We start from the raw sequence: 21,888 nt of genomic DNA, 5'->3' as shown, positions 1-21,888 counted from the left end.
TGGGGCGTGCGGGAGGCGCTGGAGGCGGGCGGGTTGCGGTGGTGGGGACCGGGCCGGAACGACTCAGCACGGTGCCGCCTGCGGCCGGGTCGTGCGGGCGGCGATGGTGACGGCGTCGGCGCCGGTCAGCTCCTCGTCCACCCGGCCGTCGACGAGCACCACGACGCGGTCGGCGTACGCGGCGGCGACCGGGTCGTGGGTGACCATCACGACCGTCGTGCCCTCGCGGTCGGCCAGTGCGCGCAGCAGTCCGAGGACCTCGTGGCCGGTGCGCGTGTCCAAGGCGCCGGTGGGCTCGTCGGCGAACAGCACGTCGGGTCGGGTCGTCAACGCCCGGGCGAGGGCGACGCGTTGCTGCTGGCCTCCGGACAGCTGGGCCGGCCGGTGCCGGATCCGGTCGGCGAGGCCGACCTGCCGCAGGGCCGCGCGCACCCGGTCCTTCGGGACGCGGCGGCCGGCCAGGCGCAGTGGCAGGGCCACGTTCTGCTCGGCGGTGAGGGAGGGCAGCAGGTTGAACGCCTGGAAGACGAACCCGACGCGTTCACGGCGCAGCAGCGTCAGCCGGCGTTCGCTCAGGCCGGTCAGCTCGGTCCCGCCGACGGTGACCGAGCCGGACGTGGGCCGGTCCAGACCGGCCGCGCACTGCAGCAGCGTGGACTTGCCGGAGCCCGAGGGACCCATGACGGCGGTGAAGGACCCGGCCGGGAACGCGAGGGAGACCCCGGCGAGTGCGGTGACCCGCCCGTACGTCCTGGTGACCGAGTCGAGCCGGACGGCGTCGTGCTTCATGGGAACCCCCTGGTGTCGGTGTCGGTCCCACGAAACCGGGCCGGGGGCCCGCGGCGCAGTGCGGCGGGGCCTAGACCCGGGGTAGGGCCAGACCTACCCCGGTGCTCCGTCCAGGCCCATGGCCGCGCCCCCGACCGGCTCCTACGGTGATCCCCATGCACCCTCGCAACGTGTGGCAGGCCATGTCCCGCCCCGGCTACCTGCTCTCGGCGTGGCCGTGGCGGTCGGCCGGGTACCTGCTGTCGGGCGCGGTCCTCGGCGCGGTGGTGCTCGTGGCCCTGGTGGCGTCGCTGGTGGTGGGCGGGGTGCTCGCGGTGGTGCTGGTCGGGCTGCCGCTGCTGCTCGGCGCGGCCCTGGCCGGTGTCCCGGTGGCGGCCCTGGAGCGGTACCGGCTGCGGCTGGCCGACGCGGAGCCCGCGCGGGACCCGCACGAGCCGCCCGGCGGCCCCGGACTGCGCAGCCGGCTGTCGTTCCGGCTGCGGGAACGCGCCACCTGGCGCGAGCTGGGCCACGCCCTGCTGCTCGCGGGGGTGTTGTGGCCGGTCGACGCGCTCGCCCTCGCCGTCTTCCTGCTGCTCCCGCTGTCCGTGGCCGCGACCCCGCTGGTGCTGGCCGTGGCGGGCGAGGCGAAGGTGCTGAAGGTGTGGCTCGTGACGGACTGGACGGCCGGTGCCGGCTGGGCCGTCGCGGGCCTGGTCCTCCTCGCGGCGGGTGCCTATCCCCTGGGGTGCGTGGCCGGGGCGCGGGCCGGGCTGACCCGGCTGCTGGTCGCCCCGCGGGAGGCCGGGCTGGGGGCCAGGGTCGTCGAACTGACCCGGTCCCGGGTGCGGTTGGTGGACGCCTTCGAGGCGGAGCGGCGGCGCATCGAACGCGATCTGCACGACGGGGCGCAGCAGCGGCTGGTCGCCCTGACGATGACGCTCGGCCTGGCCCGGCTCGACGCCCCGCCGGGCCCGCTCGCCGACCAGCTCGCCCGGGCGCACCAGGAGGCCGGTGCGGTCCTGGCCGAACTGCGCGAGCTGATCCGGGGCGTCCACCCCAAGGTCCTCGCCGACTTCGGCCTGGAGGCGGCCGTCGCCGACGCCGCCGACCGTTCGGCCGTGCCGGTGGACGTGGACCTGGAGCTGCCGGGGCGGTTCTCCCAGGCCGTCGAGGCAGCCGCGTACTTCGTGGTGTGCGAGGCGCTCGCCAACGTCGCCCGGCACAGCGGGGCGCAGCGGGCCGAGGTCAGCGGCGGGTACCGCGACGGACGGCTCACCCTGCGGATACGCGACGACGGATGCGGCGGGGCGCGGGCCCGGGACGGCGGCGGGCTGACCGGGCTCGCCGACCGGGTGTCGGTGCTCGATGGCACACTCTCCCTGTCCAGCCCGCCCGGCGGGCCCACCCTGCTGCATGTGGAGATCCCTGGTGAGCCTGCGAGGTGAGCGGCCCCTGCGGGTCGTCCTGGCCGAGGACAGCGTGCTGCTGCGCGACGGCCTGGTCGGGCTGCTCGAACGCTGCGGGCACCGCGTCGTCGCGGCCGTCGGGGACGCCGAGGCGCTCGTCGCCGCCGTCGCGGAGCACGACCCCGACGTGGTCGTCACGGACGTGCGCATGCCGCCCGGCTTCCAGGACGAGGGCCTGCACGCGGCCGTGCGGCTGCGCCGGGAGCGGCCCGGGCTGCCGCTGCTGGTGCTCAGCCAGTACGTCCAGCGCCGCTACGCCGCCGAGCTGCTGGACACCGGCGACGGCACGGGTGTCGGCTACCTGCTCAAGGACCGCGTCGGTCAGGTCGAGGAGTTCGTCGAGGCGCTCGGCAAGGTGGCCGACGGCGGCACGGTCGTCGACCCGGAGGTCGTACGGCAGTTGCTGCGGCGCCGCCGCGACCCGCTGGAGCGGCTCACGCCGCGCGAGCGGGAGGTGCTGGCGCTGATCGCGGAGGGCCACTCCAACAGCGCCGTCGCGCGCCGGCTGGTCGTCTCCGAGGCGGCGGTGGGCAAGCACATCTCCGGCATCCTCACCAAGCTGGACCTGCCCCCGGCGGACGACACGCATCGGCGGGTGCGGGCCGTGCTGGCGTATCTGCGGGCGTAGGGCGCCCCGGGAGCGGAACGCGCGCCCCCGGGCGGCCCCGGTGGCCGACGACGAGTGAAGCAATGGCCAAAACCCGTCGGACGTGGCGTGCTCCCGTCGTCCGGGTCGCACCATGGTGGCCCAGCCTCCGGACCGAGGAGCCACGTCATGGCACAACAGGGCTGCCCCTTCCTGAAGATCGACCCGTCCGGCCGTGACCTCTACGGCGAGATCGAACGGATCCGCGCCCGCGGCCCTGCCGTCGAGGTCGAACTCCCGGGCGGCGTACGGGCCTGGTGGATCAACGGGCTGGAGCTGAACAAGCGGCTGCTGGCCGGGCCCGAGACCAGCAAGGACGCCTACCGGCACTGGCCGGCGTGGATCAACGGGGACGTCTCCCGCACCTGGCCGCTGGCCATCTGGGTCTCCGTGCGCAACATGGTCACCGCCTACGGTGAGGACCACGGCCGGCTGCGCAGGCCGATGGCCGCCGCCTTCACCCGGCGCCGCGTCGACGCACTCCTGCCCCGCGTGCGGGAGATCGTCGACCGGGCGCTGGACCGCCTGGCCGGCTTCCCGCCCGGCCGGGTCGTCGACCTGCGGGCGGAGTTCGCCGCCCCGGTGCCGCACGAGGTGGTGTGCGAACTGTTCGGCGTACCGCGCGGCGAGGACGGTCCGCGGGCGGAGCTGTACCGCATCATCGACCGCTTCTTCGACACGGCGATCTCCCTGGAGGACGCCCAGGCGAACGCCGTCGACCTCTACGGCACGCTGACCGCGTTCCTGCGGCACAAGCGCGAGCACCCGGCCGACGACCTGACCACGGCGCTCCTCGCCGCCCACGACGCGGGCGAGTTGAGCGAACAGGAGGTGAGGGACAATCTGATCCTGCTGCTCACCGCCGGTTTCGAGACGACCGTCAACCTCATCGACAACACCGTGCACAGCCTGCTCGCCCACCCCGGTCAGCTCGCCCTGGTCCGTTCCGGGCGCGCGAGCTGGGAGGACGCCCTGGAGGAGTCGCTGCGCCTGGAGGCCCCGGGTGCGATGTCGGGTCTGCGCTACGCCGTGGAGGACATCGAGATCGAGCCGGGGCTGACCATCCCGCAGGGCGATCCCCTGGTGGTCTCCTTCGCCGGCGCCGGGCGCGACCCCGAGCGGCACGGGCCGGACGCCGACCGCTACGACCTCACCCGCCCGACCAGCCGCGACCACGTGTCCTTCGGCCACGGGGTGCACCACTGCCTGGGCCGGCCCCTGGCCATGGCCGAGGCGACGGTGGCGCTGTCCTCCCTGTTCGCGCGCTTCCCCCGGCTGGCCCTGGCCGATCCCTCGCGTCCGCCCCGGCGGTTGCGGTCGATCATCTCCACGGGCCACGAGAGCCTGCCGGTGCTGCTGCACGGGGCCGAACCGGACGCCCGGCCGGGGCACCGGGGGCCGGGGCGGACGGAGCCGGAGCCGGTCAGGGAGCCGGGACGGACGGAGCCGGTCAGGGAGCCGTCCGGTTCCTGAGGTAGGAGCGGTACCAGGGCGCCGCCCGGGCGAACCCGGTGGCGAACCCCTCGCCGGGCGGGCAGTCCACGTCCGTCCAGAACGCGTCGTCCGCGAACCAGTGGTCGACGGTGAGCATCCTGAGGTGGTGCAGGGCCCGGGGTGAGGCCGCGGCCCGCTCCAGGGCGGTGGGCACGTCCACCCGGGCGTCCGCACGGGGCTCGGCGACCTCGGCGCGCACCGTGTCGAGCAGATCCATGACGGGCACCGGCTCGGGGTGGTTCACATGGCGCACGCCACCGGCGTACCGGGGGGACAGGGCCGCGGCCACCACCGCGCGGGCCAGGGCGGCGACGTCGATCATCGAGTGCAGCGCGTCGCAGCCGGTGAGGGTGGCCGACAGTTCGTCCATCAGCCACACGAGCCCGGGGACCACCCAGCGGTCGCCCTCGCCGTACACCAGGTGCGGACGCAGGACCAGGCCGCCCGCGTCCAGGACGTGCCGCTCGGCGGCCGCCCGGGTGCGGCTGGTGGCCGAGACGGGGGCGATCGGTGCCTCACCGGGGCGCACGCCCCGGAACGGGCCCCGGCCGTGGACGGCGGCCGTGCTCACGTACACGATCCGGCCCACACCGGCGCGTACGGCCTCCTCGACGAGGGCGCGGGTGCCGCGGTCGTTGACGGCCTCGGCGGTGGACACGTCGCCGCCGATCCTGGAGGCGCAGTGGACCAGGACGTCGATGCCGGCGCAGGCACCGCGCAGGGAGGGCGGGACGGCCAGATCGCCGTGGACGTACTCGGGGCCGGGCGGGGCCTGCCGGGACAGCAGCCGGACGCGCACGTCCGGCCGGCGGCGTGCCTCGGCGGCCACCCGGCTGCCGACGAATCCGCTCGCCCCGGCGATCAGAAGTTGGGTCGTCACCCCACGGACCGTACCGGCGCCGTTCGGGCGGAGGTCAGCACGGCCGTGAACACCGTCTCGCCGCCCTGGCGTCCGGTGACCCGGACCGTCACCTGCTGCGGGTCCGCGCCGAGCAGCTCCGTCGCGAGCAGGCAGGGGTCGTGCAGTTCGGCGTAGCGGGCGAAGACGACCGACATCGTCGAGGGCGGGAAGGGGCGCACGCCGGACGCGGCGGCGGCCGCCTGGCGGGCCGCCTCGAACAGGGCCATGCCGGGCACGTGGTCGTTGGGCCGCGGGAAGAGGTGCGGGTGGCCGCTGTCCACCCGCAGCCGCCAGACGCCGGGCCGGCCGGTGGGGGCCAGCAGGACGTCCGCGGCGCGTGCCCGGCCCACGGTCCCGGGCGGCAGGCCCGGCAGCGGCGGCACCGGGGTGTCCCAGGCGTCGAGCCGCCCGGCGCGCAGCCGGCGGTAGGCGGGCGGCGAGACGCAGCCGGTGCTGCCGGTGCCACGGGCGACGAAGCGGCCGGCGCGGCGGAACTCCATCGTGGTGCGCATGCCCGCCAGACGGCGGCCGCGGCGGCGTACCTCCGAGCACTCCACGTCGATCTCCACCGGTTCGCCGGCCTCCGACAACGGCAGCGCGGCGGGGTCCGTGCCGACCGCCAGGTCCGCCATGACGAAGCGGGTGTCCGGCGGGGCGCCGAACTCGGCGTGCGCCAGCACCATCGACGCCTGGCGCAACGTTTCTCCCACCACCATCGGGTCCTGGTGCCGCTCGTCGACGGGCCCGAAGAAGGGGTGGTCGGCGGGCCAGTGCGCGGTGAAGCGGAACCGGGTGTCCGAGATTCGGTGCCACCGGGTGGGGAAGACGTCCGTGTCGGCGGTGCGATGGGCGAGTTCGCGGGTGACGGCGGTCTGCGGAGGACGGCGGCCGGGGTGCGGCGCGTTCCCGGCGGCCACGAGGGTCCTGTCCACGGGGTGGCGCCCGGGTCTCCTCAGGCCGTCCGCGAGCGGGCTCGAAGGGGCTGTCTCCGGCACGGGAACCCCCCGGGGATCGGCTGCCTGGCTGCGGTCGGCGTCCGACTAAGGTACGGACGCGCCGGTCATTTTCAAAGGCGCGCCGGTCTTCGCAGAGGGCGCGGCCCACCGCCCGGACAGGCTCTCCCGCCGCCGACGCAGTGCGACGTCATGCGATGTCACAGGGACAGACGGAGATCAGGAGGCACCCGATGACGCGTCAGGAGCGCGCGATCCGCACACGGCGGACCATCCTGGAGGCGGCCGCGGCCGTCTTCGACGAACGCGGCTACACCTCGGCGACCATCGGGGAGATCCTGGACCGGGCGGGCGTCACCAAGGGCGCGCTGTACTTCCACTTCGGCTCCAAGGAGGAGCTGGCGGCAGGGGTGTTCGGGGAGCAGCTCGCGCCGACGCTCCCGCCGCAGGCCAGCAAGCTCCAGGAACTCGTCGACTCCGGGCTGGTGCTGGCCCGCCGGCTGAAGTCCGAGCCCCTGGTGCGGGCCAGCGTGGGGCTCGCCCTCGACCAGGGGGCCGTGGACCTGGACCGGTCGCCGGCCTTCCAGATGTGGATCGACCAGAACGCGCAGACGCTGGGCGAGGCCAAGGAGCGGGGCGAGTTGCTGCCCCACGTCGACGTGGCGGCCACGGCGGAACTGCTGGTCGGCAGTTTCTCGGGGGTGCAGCTGCTGTCCCAGCTGCGCTGCCAGCGGCAGGACCTGGAGCAGCGGGTCGTCGTGCTCTTCGAGCACTTCCTGCCGAGCATCGCCGTTCCCGCGGTGCTGGCCCGGCTCGAGGTGTCGGCGGACCGGGGGGAGCGGCTGCTGGCGGAGGGCGGCGACACGGAACCGGCTGAGGCACGGGCCGTCTCCGGCAGCTGACAGCTGTGCTTCCCGGCCTGGGGCCTGGGGCCTGGGGCCTGGGGCTCGGCCTCGCCCTCGGGCGCTGAGCGTCCCCCTGGGGTGTCCTCCTGACGCTGGACGTCGTCCACAGGCACGAAGTTGTCCACAGGGTCTGACGCGTTCCGGGCGCCGGTTGTACGGTCGGCACGAGTTGATGTTCGTGCGGGTACGGGGGAGGCGGCCGGGATGACCGGGACGGAGAGCGGATCGAGCGCCGGGGGCGGGGCCGGGCCGGAGAGCGGATCGATGGCCGGGGGCGGGCCCGGGCCGGGGCGGCGGCTGCCGCGGGTGCGTGGATTCGCCGCATGGCCGGCCGAGGGGTCGCCGAAGCGCGAGGGCAAGGCCCTGCGCCGGGGGACTCCGCGCCGGGCGCACGCCGCGCTGGACCTGGACGCCTCCCGTCCCGACGCTCTGGGCGCGGTCGAGGAGTCGGGCCGCGGGCGGCTCCCCGCACTCGCCCCGATCCGGGTCGGCCGCATGGCCGCCTCGCCCTTCTCCTTCCTGCGCGGCTCGGCCGGCCTCATGGCCCACGACCTGGCGCGCACGCCCATGACCGGCATCCGGGCGCAGATCTGCGGAGACGCCCACGCGGCCAACTTCGGCCTGTACGGCGACGCCCGCGGCGGGCTCGTCATCGATCTGAACGACTTCGACGAGACGGTGCACGGCCCCTGGGAGTGGGACCTCAAGCGTCTGGCGACCTCGCTGGTACTGGCGGGCCGCGAGGCGGGCGCGGACGAGGACCAGTGCCGCAAGGCGGCGCACGACGCGGCGGGCGCCTACCGCCGGACCATGCGGCTGCTGGCCCGGCTGCCCGTGCTGGACGCCTGGAACGCCATCGCGGACGAGCAGCTCGTGTCCCACGCCGACGCCCACGACCTGCTCGGCACGCTGGAGCGGATCTCGGACAAGGCCCGTCACAACACGAGCGGGCGTTTCGCGGCCAAGTCGACCGAGGCCACCGCCGGCGGCGGGCGCCGCTTCGTCGACGCCCCTCCCGTGCTGCGGCGCGTGCCGGACGAGGAGGCCGCGGCGGTGGCGCTCTCCCTGGAGGAGTACGTCGGCACCCTGCCGGAGGACCGTCTGCCGCTGCTCGCCCGGTACGCCGTGCAGGACGTGGCGTTCCGGGTCGTCGGCACCGGCAGCGTCGGCACCCGGTCCTACGTCGTGCTGCTCCTGGACCATCGCGGTGAGCCGCTGGTGCTGCAGGTGAAGGAGGCGCGGGTGTCGGCCCTGGTGCCGCATCTGGTGACCGCCGGCATCGAGGTGCCGGAGGCCGGGCACGAGGGCCGCCGGGTGGTGCTGGGGCAGAAGCGGATGCAGGTGGTGAGCGACAACCTGCTGGGCTGGACGACGGTCGACGGCCGGGCCTACCAGGTCCGCCAGTTCCGCAACCGCAAGGGCAGCGTCGATCCGGCCGCCCTGGCCCCCGGCCAGCTGGACGACTACGGCCGCATGACCGGCGCCCTCCTGGCCCGGGCGCACGCACACAGCGCCGATCCGCGGCTGGTCGCCGGCTACTGCGGGAAGAACGAGGAGCTGGACGAGGCGGTGAGGGACTTCGCCGTCGCCTACGCCGAGCGCACGGAGGCGGATCACGCAGATCTGCTGGCGGGCATCAGAGCGGGCAGGATCGCGGCGGAGACGGGGGTGTAGGGCGCCGGAGGCTCGGGGGGAGCGGTGCCCGTCGGCCGGAGGCCCTGGTCCGGGGACCGGGCGGTTCGCCGGGCCGCCGGTCCCGGGCACGAGGGCCGGCGGAAGGATGCCAGGTCGCGGCGCCGGGGCCGGGCGGCGGCAATCCCCGTCCGGGGCACGGACGGGGACGGGCCGTGGCCTACGCTGGTCGGGTGACGACCCCGGAAGCTGAGCACGAGGGCGGCGACGCCGCCCGGCCCGAGGCGCGGCTGGAGCGGGCCGTACGGGCCGCCGAGCAGGCGCTGATCGAGTACGAGATCGCCGTCGAGACCTTCCGCGTCGAGGTCGAGAACTTCTCCCGGCTGCACGAGCAGAAGCTCGGACCGCTCTACGCCCGCCTGGAGGAGCTGGACGCCCGGATCCTGGAGGCCAGGGCCGCCCGCACCGGTGACCCGGACGACCGGCGTCGCGCGGACGAGGCCCGGGCCCACCTCGCCCCGATCCCCGGGGTCGAGGAGCTGCTGAACGGCTGGATGGACGACAGCGGTCTGTTCCCCGAGGCCGCGGCGATGCTCACGGACCAGCCGGTCCGGCCCCCGCAGCGGGTCCGTCCCAGCGAGGAGGCCCGCAAGCTCTACCGCGACCTCGCCCGCAAGGCCCACCCCGACCTCGCGCAGGAGGAGGACGAGCGCACGCGGCGGGAGGAGTTCATCACGCGGGTGAACGCCGCCTATGCCCGCGGTGACGAGGCCGAGCTGCGTGAACTCGCCGAGGAGTGGGCGAAGGGACCCGAGCTGAAGCGCCTGCCGAGCCGGGCCGAGGAGCTGTACGCGCGCCTCGAATGGCTCGCCCAGCGCAAGGAGCTGCTGGCCCTGCTCGCCAGGGAGCTGGAGGACAGCGCCATCGGGCACATGCTCCAGCTGGCCCCGGAGGACCCGGACCGGCTGCTGGACGAGATCGGGCAGCAGTTGCTCACGCAGGTCGGTGAGCGGGAGACCGAGCTGGCCGCGCTGCTCGGCGAGGGCACGTGCTGAGTCCGGGCGCGGGCCGCCTGGGCGGGCCTTTCCGGTAGCGTCGGGCGCATGAATTTCGGAGCTGGTGTGCCCACGGTCGCGGTCGCGGACCTCAAGGACGGCGACTTCCTGCTGGACGTCCGGGAGGACGACGAGTGGAAGGCCGGTCACGCCGAAGGCGCGCTGCACATCCCCATCAGTGACTTCGTCGCCCGCTACGGCGAGCTGACCGAGGCGGCCCCGCAGGACGGCCGGGTCCACGTGATCTGCCGGTCCGGGGGGCGTTCCGCCCAGGTCACGATGTACCTGGCGCAGCAGGGCATCGACGCCGTGAACATCGAGGGCGGCATGCAGGTGTGGGAGGCGGCGGGCCGTCCCGTGGTCACGGACGACGGACAGCCGGGGTTCGTCCTCTAGCGTCCCGGGCGGCGGACGGACGGCTGACGGGCGGCGGACGGGCGGCGGGGTGGTGCCGTCCGGTGTGCCGTCCGGTGTCCTGTCCGACGGTTGGCGGGGCGCCCCTCCCCGCACGGCGGAGGCAGCGGCAGGGGCGGCGGCGGTCGCCGCGGTGCCGGTGGCGGTGGCGGGCGCGGCGGGCGATGGCGGGCCCAGGGCGAGGAGGCCGCAGTGGGTGGTGCAGGCCGCAGTGGGCGTCGGCGGGCGGGTGGGCCGCATCGGATGCCCCGTTCGCGCCCCGGGACGGCCGCGACCGCCGTACGGTCGGAGCCCTCGGGCGGTGTGGTGACGGCCACGGCCGCGAACCCGTGACGGGGGATGTGCCCGGGCGGCCCGCCTGAGTACCGTGCCGTGCCGTGCCGGGGCCGCGCGGCGCTGCGCGGCGGGACGACGCCCTCGCGACCGGGCGGGCGGAACGACGGACCGGGATCGGGAACGGGGCGGAATGGACGCGTACGACGAGGGCTCGGCGACCCGGCACGCGCCGGGCGGGCCCGGAGGGCCGGACCACGGCCCGCCACCCGGCGCCCGGCCCGTGCACGACCCCCCGGCCGGACCCGGCGATGCCGCCTATGCCGCTGATCCTGCTGATTCCGCCGATCCCGCCGATCCCGGCGATCTCGGCGATCCCCGGACCGGGATCGCCGGTCTCCCCCTCGGCTACCGCATCGCCGTCGCGGTGGCGCTGGCGATCGTGGCGGCCGGGGTCTGCGCGCACATCGGGATGACCTTCCTGCACGTCGCCCCGGCAAACACGCTCACCCGGCAGCACGGCAGTGCCGTGGACGACTGGATCTACCCCGAGTTCGAGCAGAACTGGAAGCTGTTCGCGCCGAACCCGCTGCAGCAGAACGTCTCGGTGCAGGTCCGGGCCCAGGTCCGGGGGCGGGACGGCACGACACCGACCACCGGCTGGTACGACCTGTCCGCCGAGGACGGCCGGGCCATCGACGGCAATCCGCTGCCGAGCCACACCCAGCAGAACGAACTGCGCCGCGCCTGGGACTTCTACGTGGCCACGCACGACAGCCGGAACCGGCCGGCCGGGCTGCGCGGCGCGCTCTCAGAGTCGTACCTGCGGCGCATCGCGGTGCTGCGCCTGGACCGGGCCGACGCGGTGCGCGCCGCGACCGGGGGCGAGGGCGTCGTCGAACGCGTCCAGTTCCGCTCGCGCACCAGCAACGTGCCCCCGCCCGAGTGGAGCCGGGAGAAGGTCGCCACGACGCCGTCCTATCGTGAGCTGCCCTGGTGGAAGGTGCCGCGGGACGAGGCCGTGGGAGGCGTGGGATGAACCGCTGGTCCCTGGCCGCCTCGCGCGCCGTCGCCCGGGTCACGGAGACCGCCCTCGGCCCGTACCAGACCGCGATCGTGCGCATCGGCACCGGCCTCACCTGGCTGCTGTTCCTGCTGCGCGAGATCCCCCACCGCGGGGAGCTGTACGGCCCCGACGGCCCCTGGAGCCGGGACCTCGCCGAGCAGCTGATCGGCTCCAACGGGTCCTTCACCGCCCTCATGTGGTTCGACGGCCGCGCCTGGTTCGAGGCCGTCTACGCGCTGGCGCTCCTGGCCGCGGCCCTGCTGGTGCTGGGCTGGCGCACGCGCACCATGTCGGTGCTGTTCATGGTGGGTGTGCTGTCGCTGCAGAACCGCAGCGTCTTCATGGGCGACGGCGGCGACAACGTGCTGCACCTGATGTCGATCTACCTGGTGTTCACACGCTGCGGCCGGGTGTGGTCGCTGGACGCCCGGCGCGCCGCACGGGACGCCGCGGCCCGTGCCCGGGGCGAGCGGGTCACCGACCGGACCGGCCCGGTCCTGTGGGCGGTGCTCGGGGCCGTGCTGGCCGCGGTGACCCTGTCCGGGCGGATGGAGGGCGACTGGCTGGTCCCGGCGCTGCTGTGGACGGTGTGGCTGGGGCAGGCCCTGTGGTGGCTGGTGGGACGGTCCGCCCGGACCGCTGAGCCGCGGATGCTGCTGGACGTCGTGGCCCACATCGTGCACAACGGCGCGCTGCTCGTGATCATGGCGGAGACGTGCCTCATCTACGCGACGGCCGGCTGGTACAAGATCCAGGGCTCGCGCTGGCAGGACGGCACCGCCGTCTACTACCCGCTCCACCTGGAGTACTTCTCGCCCTGGCCCGCGCTCGCGGACGTGCTGTCGGCCAGCGGCACGATGGTCCTGCTGGTGACGTACGGGACGGTCCTGGTGCAGGTCGCCTTCCCGTTCACGCTGCTCAACCGGCGGGTGAAGAACGTCCTGCTCGCCGTCATGATCACCGAGCACGCGGCGATCGCCGTCGTCCTGGGGCTGCCGTTTTTCTCGCTGGCGATGATCGCGGCGGACGCGGTGTTCCTGCCGACGGGTTTCCTGCGCCGCCTGGGCGGAGCGACGGCCCGGGCCCGCGACCGGCTGCTGCGGCGCGGCGGGCGGGCGCCGGTGCCCGGGCAGCGCGCCCCGGAGGGCACCGATGCCGCGCACGTAGGCTTCCGGACATGACCGACCCCGTCACCCTCTGGCACCGGATCGCCGGCGAGACCGTCCTGCTCGACGGCTTCCACGCCCTCAAGCACGCGCTGCGGTTCGGCGCCGAGGTGCCGGTGGCGGTCGCCGCCGACCGGGCGGCCGCGCTCGCCCTGGCCGCCGAGCTGGCGCCGGACGTGCGGCAGACGCTGGACGGCCTGCTGACCCAGGTGCCGCAGCAGACGTACGCCTCGCTCGTGCCGCGTCCCCACCCGACGGGGGTGGCCGCCCTGGCCGTCCGCCCGTCGCGTGCCTCGCACCTGGAGAAGCTGGCGCACCGGCCGCGCACGGCCCCGGTGGTGGTCCTGGACAACCCGCGCAACCTCGGCAACGCGGGGGCGGTGATCCGCCTGGCGGCGGGTTTCGGGGCGACCGGTGTGGTGACGACCGGGACCGTCGACCCCTGGCACCCGACCGTCGTGCGCGGCGGCGCGGGCCTGCACTTCGCGACCGCGGTGGAACGCCTGACCGTCGGCGAACTGCCGCACGGGCCGCTCTTCGCCCTTGACCCGGAGGGCGACGACCTCCGGGGCGTGAACCTCCCGGACGACGCCGTCCTCGCGTTCGGTTCGGAACGCACGGGCCTGTCACCCGAACTGCGCGCCCGGGCCGACCACTTGCTGTCCCTGCCCATGCGCCCCCAGGTCAGCAGCTACAACCTGGCGACGAGCGTGGCGATGACTCTGTACCACTGGAGCGCGGATTGCGGAGCGGCCCCGTAGGGGCGCGGGGCACTGCGCGAGCCACCACGAACAACCGGCACTCGCGCACTCACCGCACCCCCGGGGTTCCTAGGCCTCCCGCCGCACCTCGACCACCCGGAACCGGTTGGCCACGAACGCGCCGTCGCACAGGGCCGCGCTGGCCGCCGGGTTGCCGCCCGAGCCGTGGAAGTCGGAGAAGGCGGCCGTCTGGTTCACGTACACCCCGCCCGTCAGGTTGAGCGACAGCTGGGCCGCCTCCTCCAGGCACACCTCCTGCACGGCCTGCTCCACCTCGGGGTCGGAGGTGTACGCGCCGACCGTCATCGCGCCCTTCTCGCGGATGGTCCGGGCCAGCAGCTCCACCGCATCCGTGACCGAGTCGACCGCGACGGCGAAGGACACCGGCCCGAAGCACTCGTTCATGTACGCGGCCTCCGCGTCCGGCTTGGCCCCGTCCAGCTTCACGATCACGGGCGAGCGCACGACCGCCCCCGGGAAGTCCGGGTTGGTGATCTCACGGGACGCCAGGGCGACCTCGCCCAGGCCGGCGGCGGCCTCCAGCCGGGCCTTCACGTCCGGGTTGACGATGGCGCCGAGCAGGGCGTTCGCCCGGGCGTCGTCGCCGAGCAGTCCGTCCACCGCCCGGGCCAGGTCCGCGACGACCTCGTCGTAGGACTTGGGGCCCTGGTCGGTGGAGATGCCCTCGCGCGGGATCAGCAGGTTCTGCGGGGTCGTGCACATCTGGCCGCTGTACAGGGACAGCGAGAAGGCCAGGTTGGAGAGCATGCCCTTGTAGTCGGACGTGGAGTGGACGACGACCGTGTTGACGCCGGCCTTCTCCGTGTAGACCTGCGCCTGGCGGGCGTTGGACTCCAGCCAGTCGCCGAACTCCGTCGAGCCCGTGTAGTCGATGATCCGGATCTCGGGGCGCAGGGCGAGGGTCTTGGCGATGCCCTCGCCGGGCCGCTCGGCGGCCAGCGCGACCAGGTTCGCGTCGAAGCCGGCCTCGGTGAGCACCTCGCGCGCGACCTGGACGGTGAGCGCGAGCGGCAGCACCGCGCGCGGGTGCGGCTTGACCAGGACCGCGTTGCCGGTGGCGAGGGAGGCGAACAGGCCCGGGTAGCCGTTCCACGTCGGGAACGTGTTGCAGCCGATCATCAGGGCGATACCGCGCGGGACCGGCGTGAACTGCTTGGTGAGGGCCAGCGGGTCGCGCTTGCCCTGCGGCTTGGTCCACTCGGCGTTGTCGGGCGTGCGGACCTGCTCCACGTACGCGTAGGCCACCGCCTCCAGGCCGCGGTCCTGGGCGTGGGGGCCACCCGCCTGGAACGCCATCATGAACGCCTGGCCGGAGGTGTGCATGACGGCGTGCGCGAACTCGTGCGTGCGGTCGCTGATGCGCTTGAGGATCTCCAGGCAGACCACCGCGCGCTGCTCCGCGCCCGCGTCCCGCCAGGCCCGCTGCCCGGCCTTCATGGCGGGCAGCAGCACGTCGAGGTCGGCGTGCGGGTAGGTGACGCCCAGGTCGACGCCGTACGGGGACGTCTCGCCGCCCACCCAGTCGTCCGTCCCGGGCTGGCCGAGGTCGAGGCGGGAGCCGAGCAGGGCGTCGAAGGCGGCCTTGCCCGCCGCCGCGTCCAGGCTGCCGTTCTCCCCGTAGGCCTTGGGGTGCTCGGGGTGGGGGGACCAGTAGGCGCGCGTGCGGATCGCTTCCAGCGCCTGGTCGAGGGTGGACCGGTGCCGGGCGATCAGCTCGTGCGCCGAGAGTGCGGCGGTCATGGGTGACCAACTCCTCGTCTCAAGAACTCCTCGTCGAGTTCATGACCTGGGCAGAAACCTGGGCAGGAACACTCGGACAGAGCTAGAGTAACCGAACGATCGGTCGGTTCAAGGGGGTCCGCCGCATCTGTGGAAAACCCCGTGCGGGAGGATCGCGCACATGACAGCACTCGACCTCAGCAGCCCCGTGGCGGTCGTCGGCACCGGCACCATGGGCCAGGGGATCGCCCAGGTCGCGCTGATGGCGGGCCATCCGGTGCGGCTGTACGACGCCCTGCCGGGGCGGGCGCGGCAGGCGGCCGACGCCATCGGCGCGCGGCTGGACCGCCTCGTCGAGAAGGAACGCCTGTCGGCCGGCGACCGGGACGCCGCCCGGGCCCGGCTCCGGCCCGCCGAGACCCTCGCCGAGCTGGCCGGCTGCGCCCTGGTCGTCGAGGCGGTCGTGGAGCGGCTGGACGTCAAGCAGACGCTGTTCCGCGAGCTGGAGGACGTCGTCGGCGACGACTGCCTGCTCGCCACCAACACCTCGTCCCTGTCCGTCACCGCCATCGGCGGCGCCCTGCGCGTCCCGGGCCGGTTCGTGGGACTGCACTTCTTCAACCCCGCGCCGCTGCTGCCGCTGGTCGAGGTCGTCTCCGGCTTCGCCACCGACGTCACCTCGGCCACGCGCGCGTACGAGACCGCCCGGGCCTGGGGCAAGACGCCGGTCGCCTGCGCGGACACCCCGGGCTTCATCGTCAACCGCATCGCCCGGCCCTTCTACGCCGAGGCCTTCGCGGTGTACGAGGCACAGGGCGCCGACCCGGCCACCATCGACGCGGTGCTGCGCGAGTCCGGCGGTTTCCGCATGGGCGCCTTCGAGCTGACGGACCTGATCGGCCAGGACGTCAACGAGTCGGTGACGCGCTCGGTGTGGGAGTCCTTCTTCCAGGACGTGCGCTTCACGCCGTCACTCGCCCAGCGGCGGCTGGTCGAGTCCGGCCGGCTGGGACGCAAGAGCGGTCACGGCTGGTACGACCACCGGGACGGCGCCGAGCGTCCCGAGCCGGACACGGCGGACCAGCGGCAGCCGCCGGCGTACGTCGTCGCCGAGGGTGACCTGGGGCCGGCCGGCGAGCTGCTCGCGATGATCCGCGAAGCGGGCGTCGAGGTGCGCGAGGAGGACGAGGACAACGGCTCGCGGCTGGTGCTGCCGAGCGGCGGCCAGCTGGTCCTCGCCGACGGGCAGACCTCGGTGGAGTTCCGCGACGTCGTCTACTTCGACCTGGCCCTGGACTACCGCAAGGCGACCCGGATCGCCCTGTCCGCCTCCCAGGACACCGCGCCGCGCACCCTCGCGGAGGCCATCGGGCTGTTCCAGGCGCTCGGCAAGAAGGTCAGCGTCATCGGGGACGTGCCCGGCATGATCGTCGCCCGCACGGTGGCGCGGATCATCGACCTCGCCCACGACGCCGTCGCCAAGGGCGTCGCCACCGAGGAGGACGTCGACACCGCGATGCGTCTCGGTGTGAACTACCCCCTGGGCCCCTTCGAGTGGAGCCGCCGGCTCGGCCGCTTCTGGGCCTACGCACTCCTGGACGACCTGCACCTGCGCGACCCCTCGGGGCGTTACGCGCCGTCCCTCGCGCTGTACCGCCACGCCCACGCCTCCGACCAGCGGGAGGGCCCTGCCTCATGACCACGGCCAGGCGCGACACGTACACGCCGGACACCCTGCTGTCCGTCGCCGTCCAGGTGTTCAACGAGCGCGGCTACGACGGCACCTCCATGGAGCACCTGTCCAAGGCGGCCGGCATCTCCAAGTCGTCGATCTACCACCACGTCACCGGCAAGGAGGAACTGCTGCGCCGGGCCGTCAGCCGCGCCCTCGACGGCCTGTTCGGCATCCTCGACGAGGAGCACGCGCGCGTGGGCAGCGCCGTCGAGCGGCTGGAGCACGTCGTGCGGCGTATGGTCGAGGTGCTCATGGCCGAACTGCCCTACGTGACGCTGCTGCTGCGGGTGCGCGGCAACACCGACACCGAGCGGTGGGCCCTGGAGCGGCGCCGCGACTTCGACCACCGGGTCGCCGACCTGCTCAAGGCCGCCGCGGCGGACGGGGACGTGCGCGAGGACGTAGAGGTCCGGCTGGTGACCCGGCTGGTCTTCGGGATGATCAACTCCATAGTGGAGTGGTACCGGCCGGACGGCCGCGGCATGGGCGAGCGCGAGGTGGCCGACGCGGTGGTGCAGCTGGCGTTCGGCGGGCTGCGCAGGAGCGGCTGAACCGCGCGGGAGCGGCCAGGATCAGCCCTGCGGCTCCAGGTCCTCCTCCTCGAAGACCAGCAGCGTGCGCGAGCTCAGCACCTCCGGGATCGCCTGGAGCCGGGTCAGCACCAGCTCGCGCAGCGCGCGGTTGTCCGACACGTGCACCAGCAGCAGCACGTCGAAGTCGCCGCCCACCAGGGCGATGTGCGAGGCGCCGGGCAGTTGGCGGAGCTGCTCGCGGACCGTGCGCCAGGAGTTCTGCACGATCTTCAGGGTGACGTACGCGGAGGTCCCCTGACCCGCCCGCTCGTGGTGGACGCGGGCGCCGAAACCCCGGATCACGCCGTCCTCGACGAGCCGGTTGATCCGGGCGTAGGCGTTGGCCCGCGAGACGTGGACGCGCTCGGCGACCGACCGTATCGAGGCGCGGCCGTCCGCCTGGAGCATGCGCAGGATGTCCTGGTCTATGGCGTCCAGCGGCCGGGGCGGAGGGGTCTGGCCGTCGTCCCGGCCGTCGGCCATTTGTTCAGATGCCACCTGCGCCCGCCTCCCGGTGATGGACGTACTGCGTCCATCTCAGGTTGTGGAGAACCGTTTGTCCACAGCCTGAGGCCACCCGTAGCCAAAATGTGCCGACGACCGAACAATCGGTAGGTGAGGCGCGTCACAGGCGACGTGCCTCCTAGCCGCTCCCACGAGGAGGTGCCGTCATGACGGTCATGGAGCAGCGGGGCGCGTACCGGCCGACCCCGCCGCCCGCCTGGCAGCCCCGCACGGATCCCGCGCCGCTGCTGCCGGATGCGGAGCCCTACCGCGTCCTCGGCACCGAGGCGGCCGCGAAGGCCGACCCGGAGCTGCTGCGCAGGCTCTACGCGGAGCTGGTGAAGGGCCGCCGCTACAACGCGCAGGCCACCGCCCTCACCAAGCAGGGCCGTCTCGCGGTCTACCCCTCCACCACCGGCCAGGAGGCGTGTGAGATCGCCGCCGCGCTGGTCCTTCAGGAGCAGGACTGGCTCTTCCCGAGCTACCGCGACACGCTCGCCGTGGTCGCCCGGGGCGTGGCACCGGCCGAGGCGCTCACGCTGCTGCGTGGCGACTGGCACACCGGCTACGACCCCTACGAGCACCGGGTCGCACCCCTGTCCACCCCGCTGGCCACCCAGCTGCCGCACGCCGTGGGCCTTGCGCACGCCGCCCGCCTCAAGGGCGACGACGTGGTCGCGCTGGCCATGGTCGGCGACGGCGGCACCAGCGAGGGCGACTTCCACGAGGCGCTGAACTTTGCCGCCGTCTGGCAGGCCCCGGTGGTCTTCCTCGTGCAGAACAACGGCTTCGCGATCTCCGTCCCGCTCGCCAAGCAGACCGCGGCCCCGTCTCTGGCCCACAAGGCCGTGGGCTACGGCATGCCCGGCCGCCTGGTCGACGGCAACGACGCCGCCGCCGTGCACGAGGTCCTCTCCGACGCGGTGCGCCACGCCCGCGCGGGCGGCGGCCCCGTCCTGGTGGAGGCGATCACCTACCGCATGGACGCGCACACCAACGCCGACGACGCGACCCGCTACCGGGGCGACGCCGAGGTCGAGGCCTGGCGCGAGCACGACCCGATCCGGCTGCTGGAGCGTGAGCTGACCGGGCGCGGCCTGCTCGACGAGGCCGGCATCGAGGCCGCCCGCCAGGACGCCGAGACCATGGCCGCCGCCCTGCGCGAGCAGATGAACCAGGACCCGGTCCTCGACCCGATGGACCTGTTCGGCCACGTCTACGCCGAGCCCACGCCGCAGCTGCTGGAGCAGCGCGAGCAGCTGCGGGCCGAGCTGGAGGCCGAAGGCGAGCCGGAGGAGGGCACGCACCGATGACCACCGTCGCCGTCAAGCCGGCCACCATGGCGCAGGCCCTCACCCGCGCGCTGCGCGACGCCATGGCCGCCGACCCCGCCGTGCACGTCATGGGTGAGGACGTCGGCACCCTCGGCGGTGTCTTCCGGGTCACCGACGGACTCGCCAAGGAGTTCGGCGAGGACCGCTGCACCGACACCCCGCTCGCCGAGGCGGGCATCCTCGGCACGGCCGTCGGCATGGCCATGTACGGCCTCCGGCCGGTCGTGGAGATGCAGTTCGACGCGTTCGCCTACCCGGCGTTCGAGCAGCTCGTCTCGCACGTGGCGAAGATGCGCAACCGCACCCGCGGCAAGATGCCCCTGCCGATCACCATCCGCGTCCCCTACGGCGGCGGCATCGGCGGCGTCGAGCACCACAGCGACTCCTCCGAGGCCTACTACATGGCGACCCCGGGGCTGCACGTCGTCACGCCCGCGACCGTCGCCGACGCCTACGGGCTGCTGCGCGCGTCCATCGCCTCCGACGACCCGGTCGTCTTCATGGAGCCCAAGCGGCTCTACTGGTCCAAGGACTCCTGGAACCCGGAGGAGCCCGCCCCGGTCGAGCCCATCGGCCGTGCGGTGGTCCGGTGCCCCGGCCGCAGCGCCACGCTCGTCACCTACGGGCCGTCCGTGCCCGTGTGCCTGGAGGCCGCCGAGGCGGCCCGCGCCGAGGGATGGGACCTGGAGGTCGTCGACCTGCGCTCCCTGGTGCCCTTCGACGACGAGACGGTGTGCGCCTCGGTGCGGCGCACGGGCCGCGCGGTCGTCGTCCACGAGTCGGGTTCCTACGGCGGCCCGGGCGGCGAGATCGCGTCCCGGATCGCTGAGCGCTGCTTCCACCACCTGGAGGCGCCGGTGCTGCGCGTGGCCGGGTTCGACCTGCCGTACCCGCCGCCCATGCTGGAGCGTCACCATCTGCCCGGCGTGGACCGGATCCTGGACGCCGTGGCGCGTCTGCAGTGGGAGGCCGAGAGCTGATGGCACAGGTGCTGGAGTTCAAGCTGCCCGACCTCGGTGAGGGACTGACCGAGGCGGAGATCGTGCGCTGGCTGGTCGAGGTCGGCGACGTGGTCGCGATCGACCAGCCCGTCGTGGAGGTCGAGACGGCCAAGGCGATGGTCGAGGTCCCGTGCCCCTACGGCGGTGTGGTCACGGCCCGCTTCGGCGAGGAGGGCACGGAACTGCCCGTCGGGGCGCCACTGATCACGGTGGCAGTGGGGGAGCGCCCGGCCTCCGGCGGCGGCGGGGCCCCGGCCCGGACCACCGAGACTCCCGCGGCCGCCGGTGCCGAGGGCTCCGGGAACGTCCTGGTCGGGTACGGCACCTCCGAGGCACCGGCGCGGCGGCGCAGGGTGCGCCAGACCCGCCCGGTGCACGGCACGCCGTCCGCACCCACCGGTGCCGCCGTGGACGGCGCAAGCGCCGCGCCCGCCGTGTCCGACCAGGGCACCGTCCCCGCGGTGAACGGCCACGGTGCCGCCCCCGTGGCCGCCCGGGCCGAGGACGGCCCCGTCCCGGTGATCTCGCCCCTGGTGCGCCGCCTGGCCCGGCAGAACGGCCTGGACCTGCGGGAGCTGACCGGTTCCGGGCCCGACGGGCTGATCCTGCGGGCGGACGTCGAGTACGCCCTGCGCGCGGCCGGGCAGGCCACGGCGCAGGCGCAGCCGGCCCCGGCCGTCACCGCCGCACCGCGTGGCACGGCAGCGGACGTCTCCGCGCCCCGGTCCTCCGCGACCGCGGCACCCGGCGAGATCCGCACGCCCCTCAAGGGCGTCCGCGGCGCCGTCGCGGACAAGCTCGCCCGCAGCCGCCGCGAGATCCCGGACGCGACCTGCTGGGTGGACGCCGACGCCACGGAGCTGATGCGGGCCCGGGCGGCGATGAACGCGGCCGGCGGGCCGAAGGTCTCCCTCCTGGCCCTGCTGGCCCGGATCTGCACGGCGGCGCTCGCGCGCTTCCCCGAGCTGAACTCCACGGTCGACACGGAGGCCAGGGAGATCGTCCGGTTCGACCACGTGCACCTGGGCTTCGCGGCCCAGACCGACCGGGGGCTCGTCGTCCCGGTCGTCCGCGACGCGCACGCGCGGGACGCCGAGTCGCTGACGGCGGAGTTCGCCCGGCTGACCGAGGCAGGCCGGGCGGGGACACTGACGCCCGCCGACCTGACGGGCGGCACCTTCACGCTGAACAACTACGGCGTCTTCGGCGTCGACGGCTCCACCCCGATCATCAATCACCCCGAGGCCGCCATGCTCGGCGTCGGCCGCATCGTCCCCAAGCCGTGGGTGCACGAGGGCGAGCTGGCGGTGCGTCAGGTCGTCCAGCTCTCCCTCACCTTCGACCACCGGGTGTGCGACGGCGGCGTGGCGGGCGGCTTCCTGAGGTACGTGGCGGACTGCGTGGAACAGCCGGCGGTGCTGCTGCGGACGCTCTGATTCCGTCCACCCCGTGAGCCGGGGGCCGGGATCGTGTCGCTTCCCCCGCGTTCCGTGTGATCG

Annotated in this window: 20 protein-coding genes; 15 read left to right on the top strand and 5 right to left on the bottom strand. The window is 74.3% G+C overall.

Annotation, left to right across the window (positions count from 1 at the left end; genetic code table 11):
* Window positions 1-63 precede the first annotated feature (63 nt).
* Window positions 64-789: an ABC transporter ATP-binding protein gene (locus tag ACZ4M5_RS22485; protein ID WP_467739421.1), complete on the bottom strand. Its 726-nt coding sequence runs from the start codon at window positions 787-789 to the stop codon at window positions 64-66.
* Window positions 790-971: 182 nt separating this feature from the next.
* Between ACZ4M5_RS22485 and ACZ4M5_RS22480 the strand changes: the two genes are divergently transcribed.
* The 3 genes from ACZ4M5_RS22480 to ACZ4M5_RS22470 all read left to right on the top strand — a co-directional run bounded on the left by ACZ4M5_RS22480 (window position 972) and on the right by ACZ4M5_RS22470 (window position 4,356).
* Window positions 972-2,216: a sensor histidine kinase gene (locus ACZ4M5_RS22480; RefSeq protein ID WP_467739486.1), complete on the top strand. Its 1,245-nt coding sequence runs from the start codon at window positions 972-974 to the stop codon at window positions 2,214-2,216.
* Window positions 2,206-2,865, top strand: a complete 660-nt coding sequence (locus ACZ4M5_RS22475; RefSeq protein WP_467739484.1) for a response regulator — start codon at window positions 2,206-2,208, stop codon at window positions 2,863-2,865. The genes ACZ4M5_RS22480 and ACZ4M5_RS22475 overlap by 11 nt, the downstream gene beginning before the upstream one ends.
* A 147-nt stretch (window positions 2,866-3,012) precedes the next feature.
* Complete coding sequence (locus tag ACZ4M5_RS22470) at window positions 3,013-4,356, top strand: cytochrome P450 family protein (protein ID WP_467739419.1); 1,344 nt, start codon at window positions 3,013-3,015, stop codon at window positions 4,354-4,356.
* Here ACZ4M5_RS22470 and ACZ4M5_RS22465 read toward each other — a convergent pair.
* Window positions 4,334-5,257 (bottom strand): NAD-dependent epimerase/dehydratase family protein, encoded by a 924-nt coding sequence (locus ACZ4M5_RS22465; protein ID WP_467739417.1) that lies wholly within the window; start codon window positions 5,255-5,257, stop codon window positions 4,334-4,336. The genes ACZ4M5_RS22470 and ACZ4M5_RS22465 overlap by 23 nt on opposite strands.
* Window positions 5,254-6,210 carry a ScbA/BarX family gamma-butyrolactone biosynthesis protein gene (locus tag ACZ4M5_RS22460; RefSeq protein ID WP_467739415.1) on the bottom strand — a complete coding sequence of 319 codons (957 nt, stop codon included), beginning with the start codon at window positions 6,208-6,210 and terminating at the stop codon, window positions 5,254-5,256. Before ACZ4M5_RS22460 ends, ACZ4M5_RS22465 begins: the two co-directional genes overlap by 4 nt.
* Before the next feature lie 254 nt (window positions 6,211-6,464).
* On the opposite strand from ACZ4M5_RS22460, the gene ACZ4M5_RS22455 reads away from it, so the two are divergent.
* From ACZ4M5_RS22455 to ACZ4M5_RS22425, 7 genes are all read left to right on the top strand, one after another.
* Complete coding sequence (locus ACZ4M5_RS22455) at window positions 6,465-7,133, top strand: ScbR family autoregulator-binding transcription factor (protein ID WP_467739413.1); 669 nt, start codon at window positions 6,465-6,467, stop codon at window positions 7,131-7,133.
* A 267-nt stretch (window positions 7,134-7,400) separates the two neighbouring features.
* Entirely contained in the window at window positions 7,401-8,810 is a 1,410-nt protein-coding gene (locus ACZ4M5_RS22450) for a DUF2252 domain-containing protein (protein WP_467739482.1), read from the top strand.
* A gap of 191 nt (window positions 8,811-9,001) precedes the next feature.
* On the top strand, window positions 9,002-9,823 hold the full coding sequence (locus ACZ4M5_RS22445) for a hypothetical protein (RefSeq protein WP_467739411.1): 822 nt from the start codon (window positions 9,002-9,004) through the stop codon (window positions 9,821-9,823).
* 66 nt (window positions 9,824-9,889) lie between these two features.
* The gene (locus ACZ4M5_RS22440) at window positions 9,890-10,219 is read left to right on the top strand and encodes a rhodanese-like domain-containing protein (protein ID WP_467739480.1); all 330 of its coding nucleotides are present in this window, start codon (window positions 9,890-9,892) and stop codon (window positions 10,217-10,219) included.
* Window positions 10,220-10,703: 484 nt separating this feature from the next.
* Window positions 10,704-11,549 carry a DUF5819 family protein gene (locus ACZ4M5_RS22435; protein WP_467739409.1) on the top strand — a complete coding sequence of 282 codons (846 nt, stop codon included), beginning with the start codon at window positions 10,704-10,706 and terminating at the stop codon, window positions 11,547-11,549.
* Window positions 11,546-12,757, top strand: a complete 1,212-nt coding sequence (locus ACZ4M5_RS22430) for an HTTM domain-containing protein (RefSeq protein WP_467739407.1) — start codon at window positions 11,546-11,548, stop codon at window positions 12,755-12,757. The genes ACZ4M5_RS22435 and ACZ4M5_RS22430 overlap by 4 nt, the downstream gene beginning before the upstream one ends.
* On the top strand, window positions 12,754-13,503 hold the full coding sequence (locus ACZ4M5_RS22425; RefSeq protein ID WP_467739405.1) for a TrmH family RNA methyltransferase: 750 nt from the start codon (window positions 12,754-12,756) through the stop codon (window positions 13,501-13,503). Before ACZ4M5_RS22430 ends, ACZ4M5_RS22425 begins: the two co-directional genes overlap by 4 nt.
* Before the next feature lie 69 nt (window positions 13,504-13,572).
* On the opposite strand, the gene paaN is transcribed toward ACZ4M5_RS22425, so the two are convergent.
* Entirely contained in the window at window positions 13,573-15,264 is a 1,692-nt protein-coding gene (gene paaN, locus ACZ4M5_RS22420) for a phenylacetic acid degradation protein PaaN (RefSeq protein WP_467739403.1), read from the bottom strand.
* Window positions 15,265-15,424: 160 nt separating this feature from the next.
* Here paaN and ACZ4M5_RS22415 point away from each other — a divergent pair, with 160 nt between their 5' ends.
* Both ACZ4M5_RS22415 and ACZ4M5_RS22410 read left to right on the top strand, forming a co-directional pair.
* The gene (locus ACZ4M5_RS22415) at window positions 15,425-16,942 is read left to right on the top strand and encodes a 3-hydroxyacyl-CoA dehydrogenase (RefSeq protein WP_467739401.1); all 1,518 of its coding nucleotides are present in this window, start codon (window positions 15,425-15,427) and stop codon (window positions 16,940-16,942) included.
* Window positions 16,939-17,529 (top strand): TetR/AcrR family transcriptional regulator, encoded by a 591-nt coding sequence (locus ACZ4M5_RS22410; protein ID WP_467739399.1) that lies wholly within the window; start codon window positions 16,939-16,941, stop codon window positions 17,527-17,529. Before ACZ4M5_RS22415 ends, ACZ4M5_RS22410 begins: the two co-directional genes overlap by 4 nt.
* Window positions 17,530-17,550: 21 nt before the next feature.
* On the opposite strand, the gene ACZ4M5_RS22405 is transcribed toward ACZ4M5_RS22410, so the two are convergent.
* On the bottom strand, window positions 17,551-18,033 hold the full coding sequence (locus tag ACZ4M5_RS22405; RefSeq protein ID WP_467739478.1) for an Lrp/AsnC family transcriptional regulator: 483 nt from the start codon (window positions 18,031-18,033) through the stop codon (window positions 17,551-17,553).
* 188 nt (window positions 18,034-18,221) lie between these two features.
* Here ACZ4M5_RS22405 and pdhA point away from each other — a divergent pair, with 188 nt between their 5' ends.
* Genes pdhA through ACZ4M5_RS22390 form a run of 3 tightly spaced genes read left to right on the top strand, consistent with a single transcriptional unit; the run spans window position 18,222 to window position 21,825 of the window.
* Window positions 18,222-19,367, top strand: coding sequence for a pyruvate dehydrogenase (acetyl-transferring) E1 component subunit alpha (gene pdhA, locus ACZ4M5_RS22400; protein WP_467739397.1), 1,146 nt, complete (start codon window positions 18,222-18,224; stop codon window positions 19,365-19,367).
* Complete coding sequence (locus ACZ4M5_RS22395; RefSeq protein WP_467739395.1) at window positions 19,364-20,368, top strand: alpha-ketoacid dehydrogenase subunit beta; 1,005 nt, start codon at window positions 19,364-19,366, stop codon at window positions 20,366-20,368. The genes pdhA and ACZ4M5_RS22395 overlap by 4 nt, the downstream gene beginning before the upstream one ends.
* On the top strand, window positions 20,368-21,825 hold the full coding sequence (locus ACZ4M5_RS22390; RefSeq protein WP_467739393.1) for a dihydrolipoamide acetyltransferase family protein: 1,458 nt from the start codon (window positions 20,368-20,370) through the stop codon (window positions 21,823-21,825). The genes ACZ4M5_RS22395 and ACZ4M5_RS22390 overlap by 1 nt, the downstream gene beginning before the upstream one ends.
* The last annotated feature ends 63 nt before the right edge of the window (window positions 21,826-21,888 follow it).

Source organism: Streptomyces sp. NPDC026246 (assembly GCF_055567995.1).
Note: the sequence above shows the minus strand (reverse complement) of the source record. Positions and strands in the feature narration are given on the sequence as shown.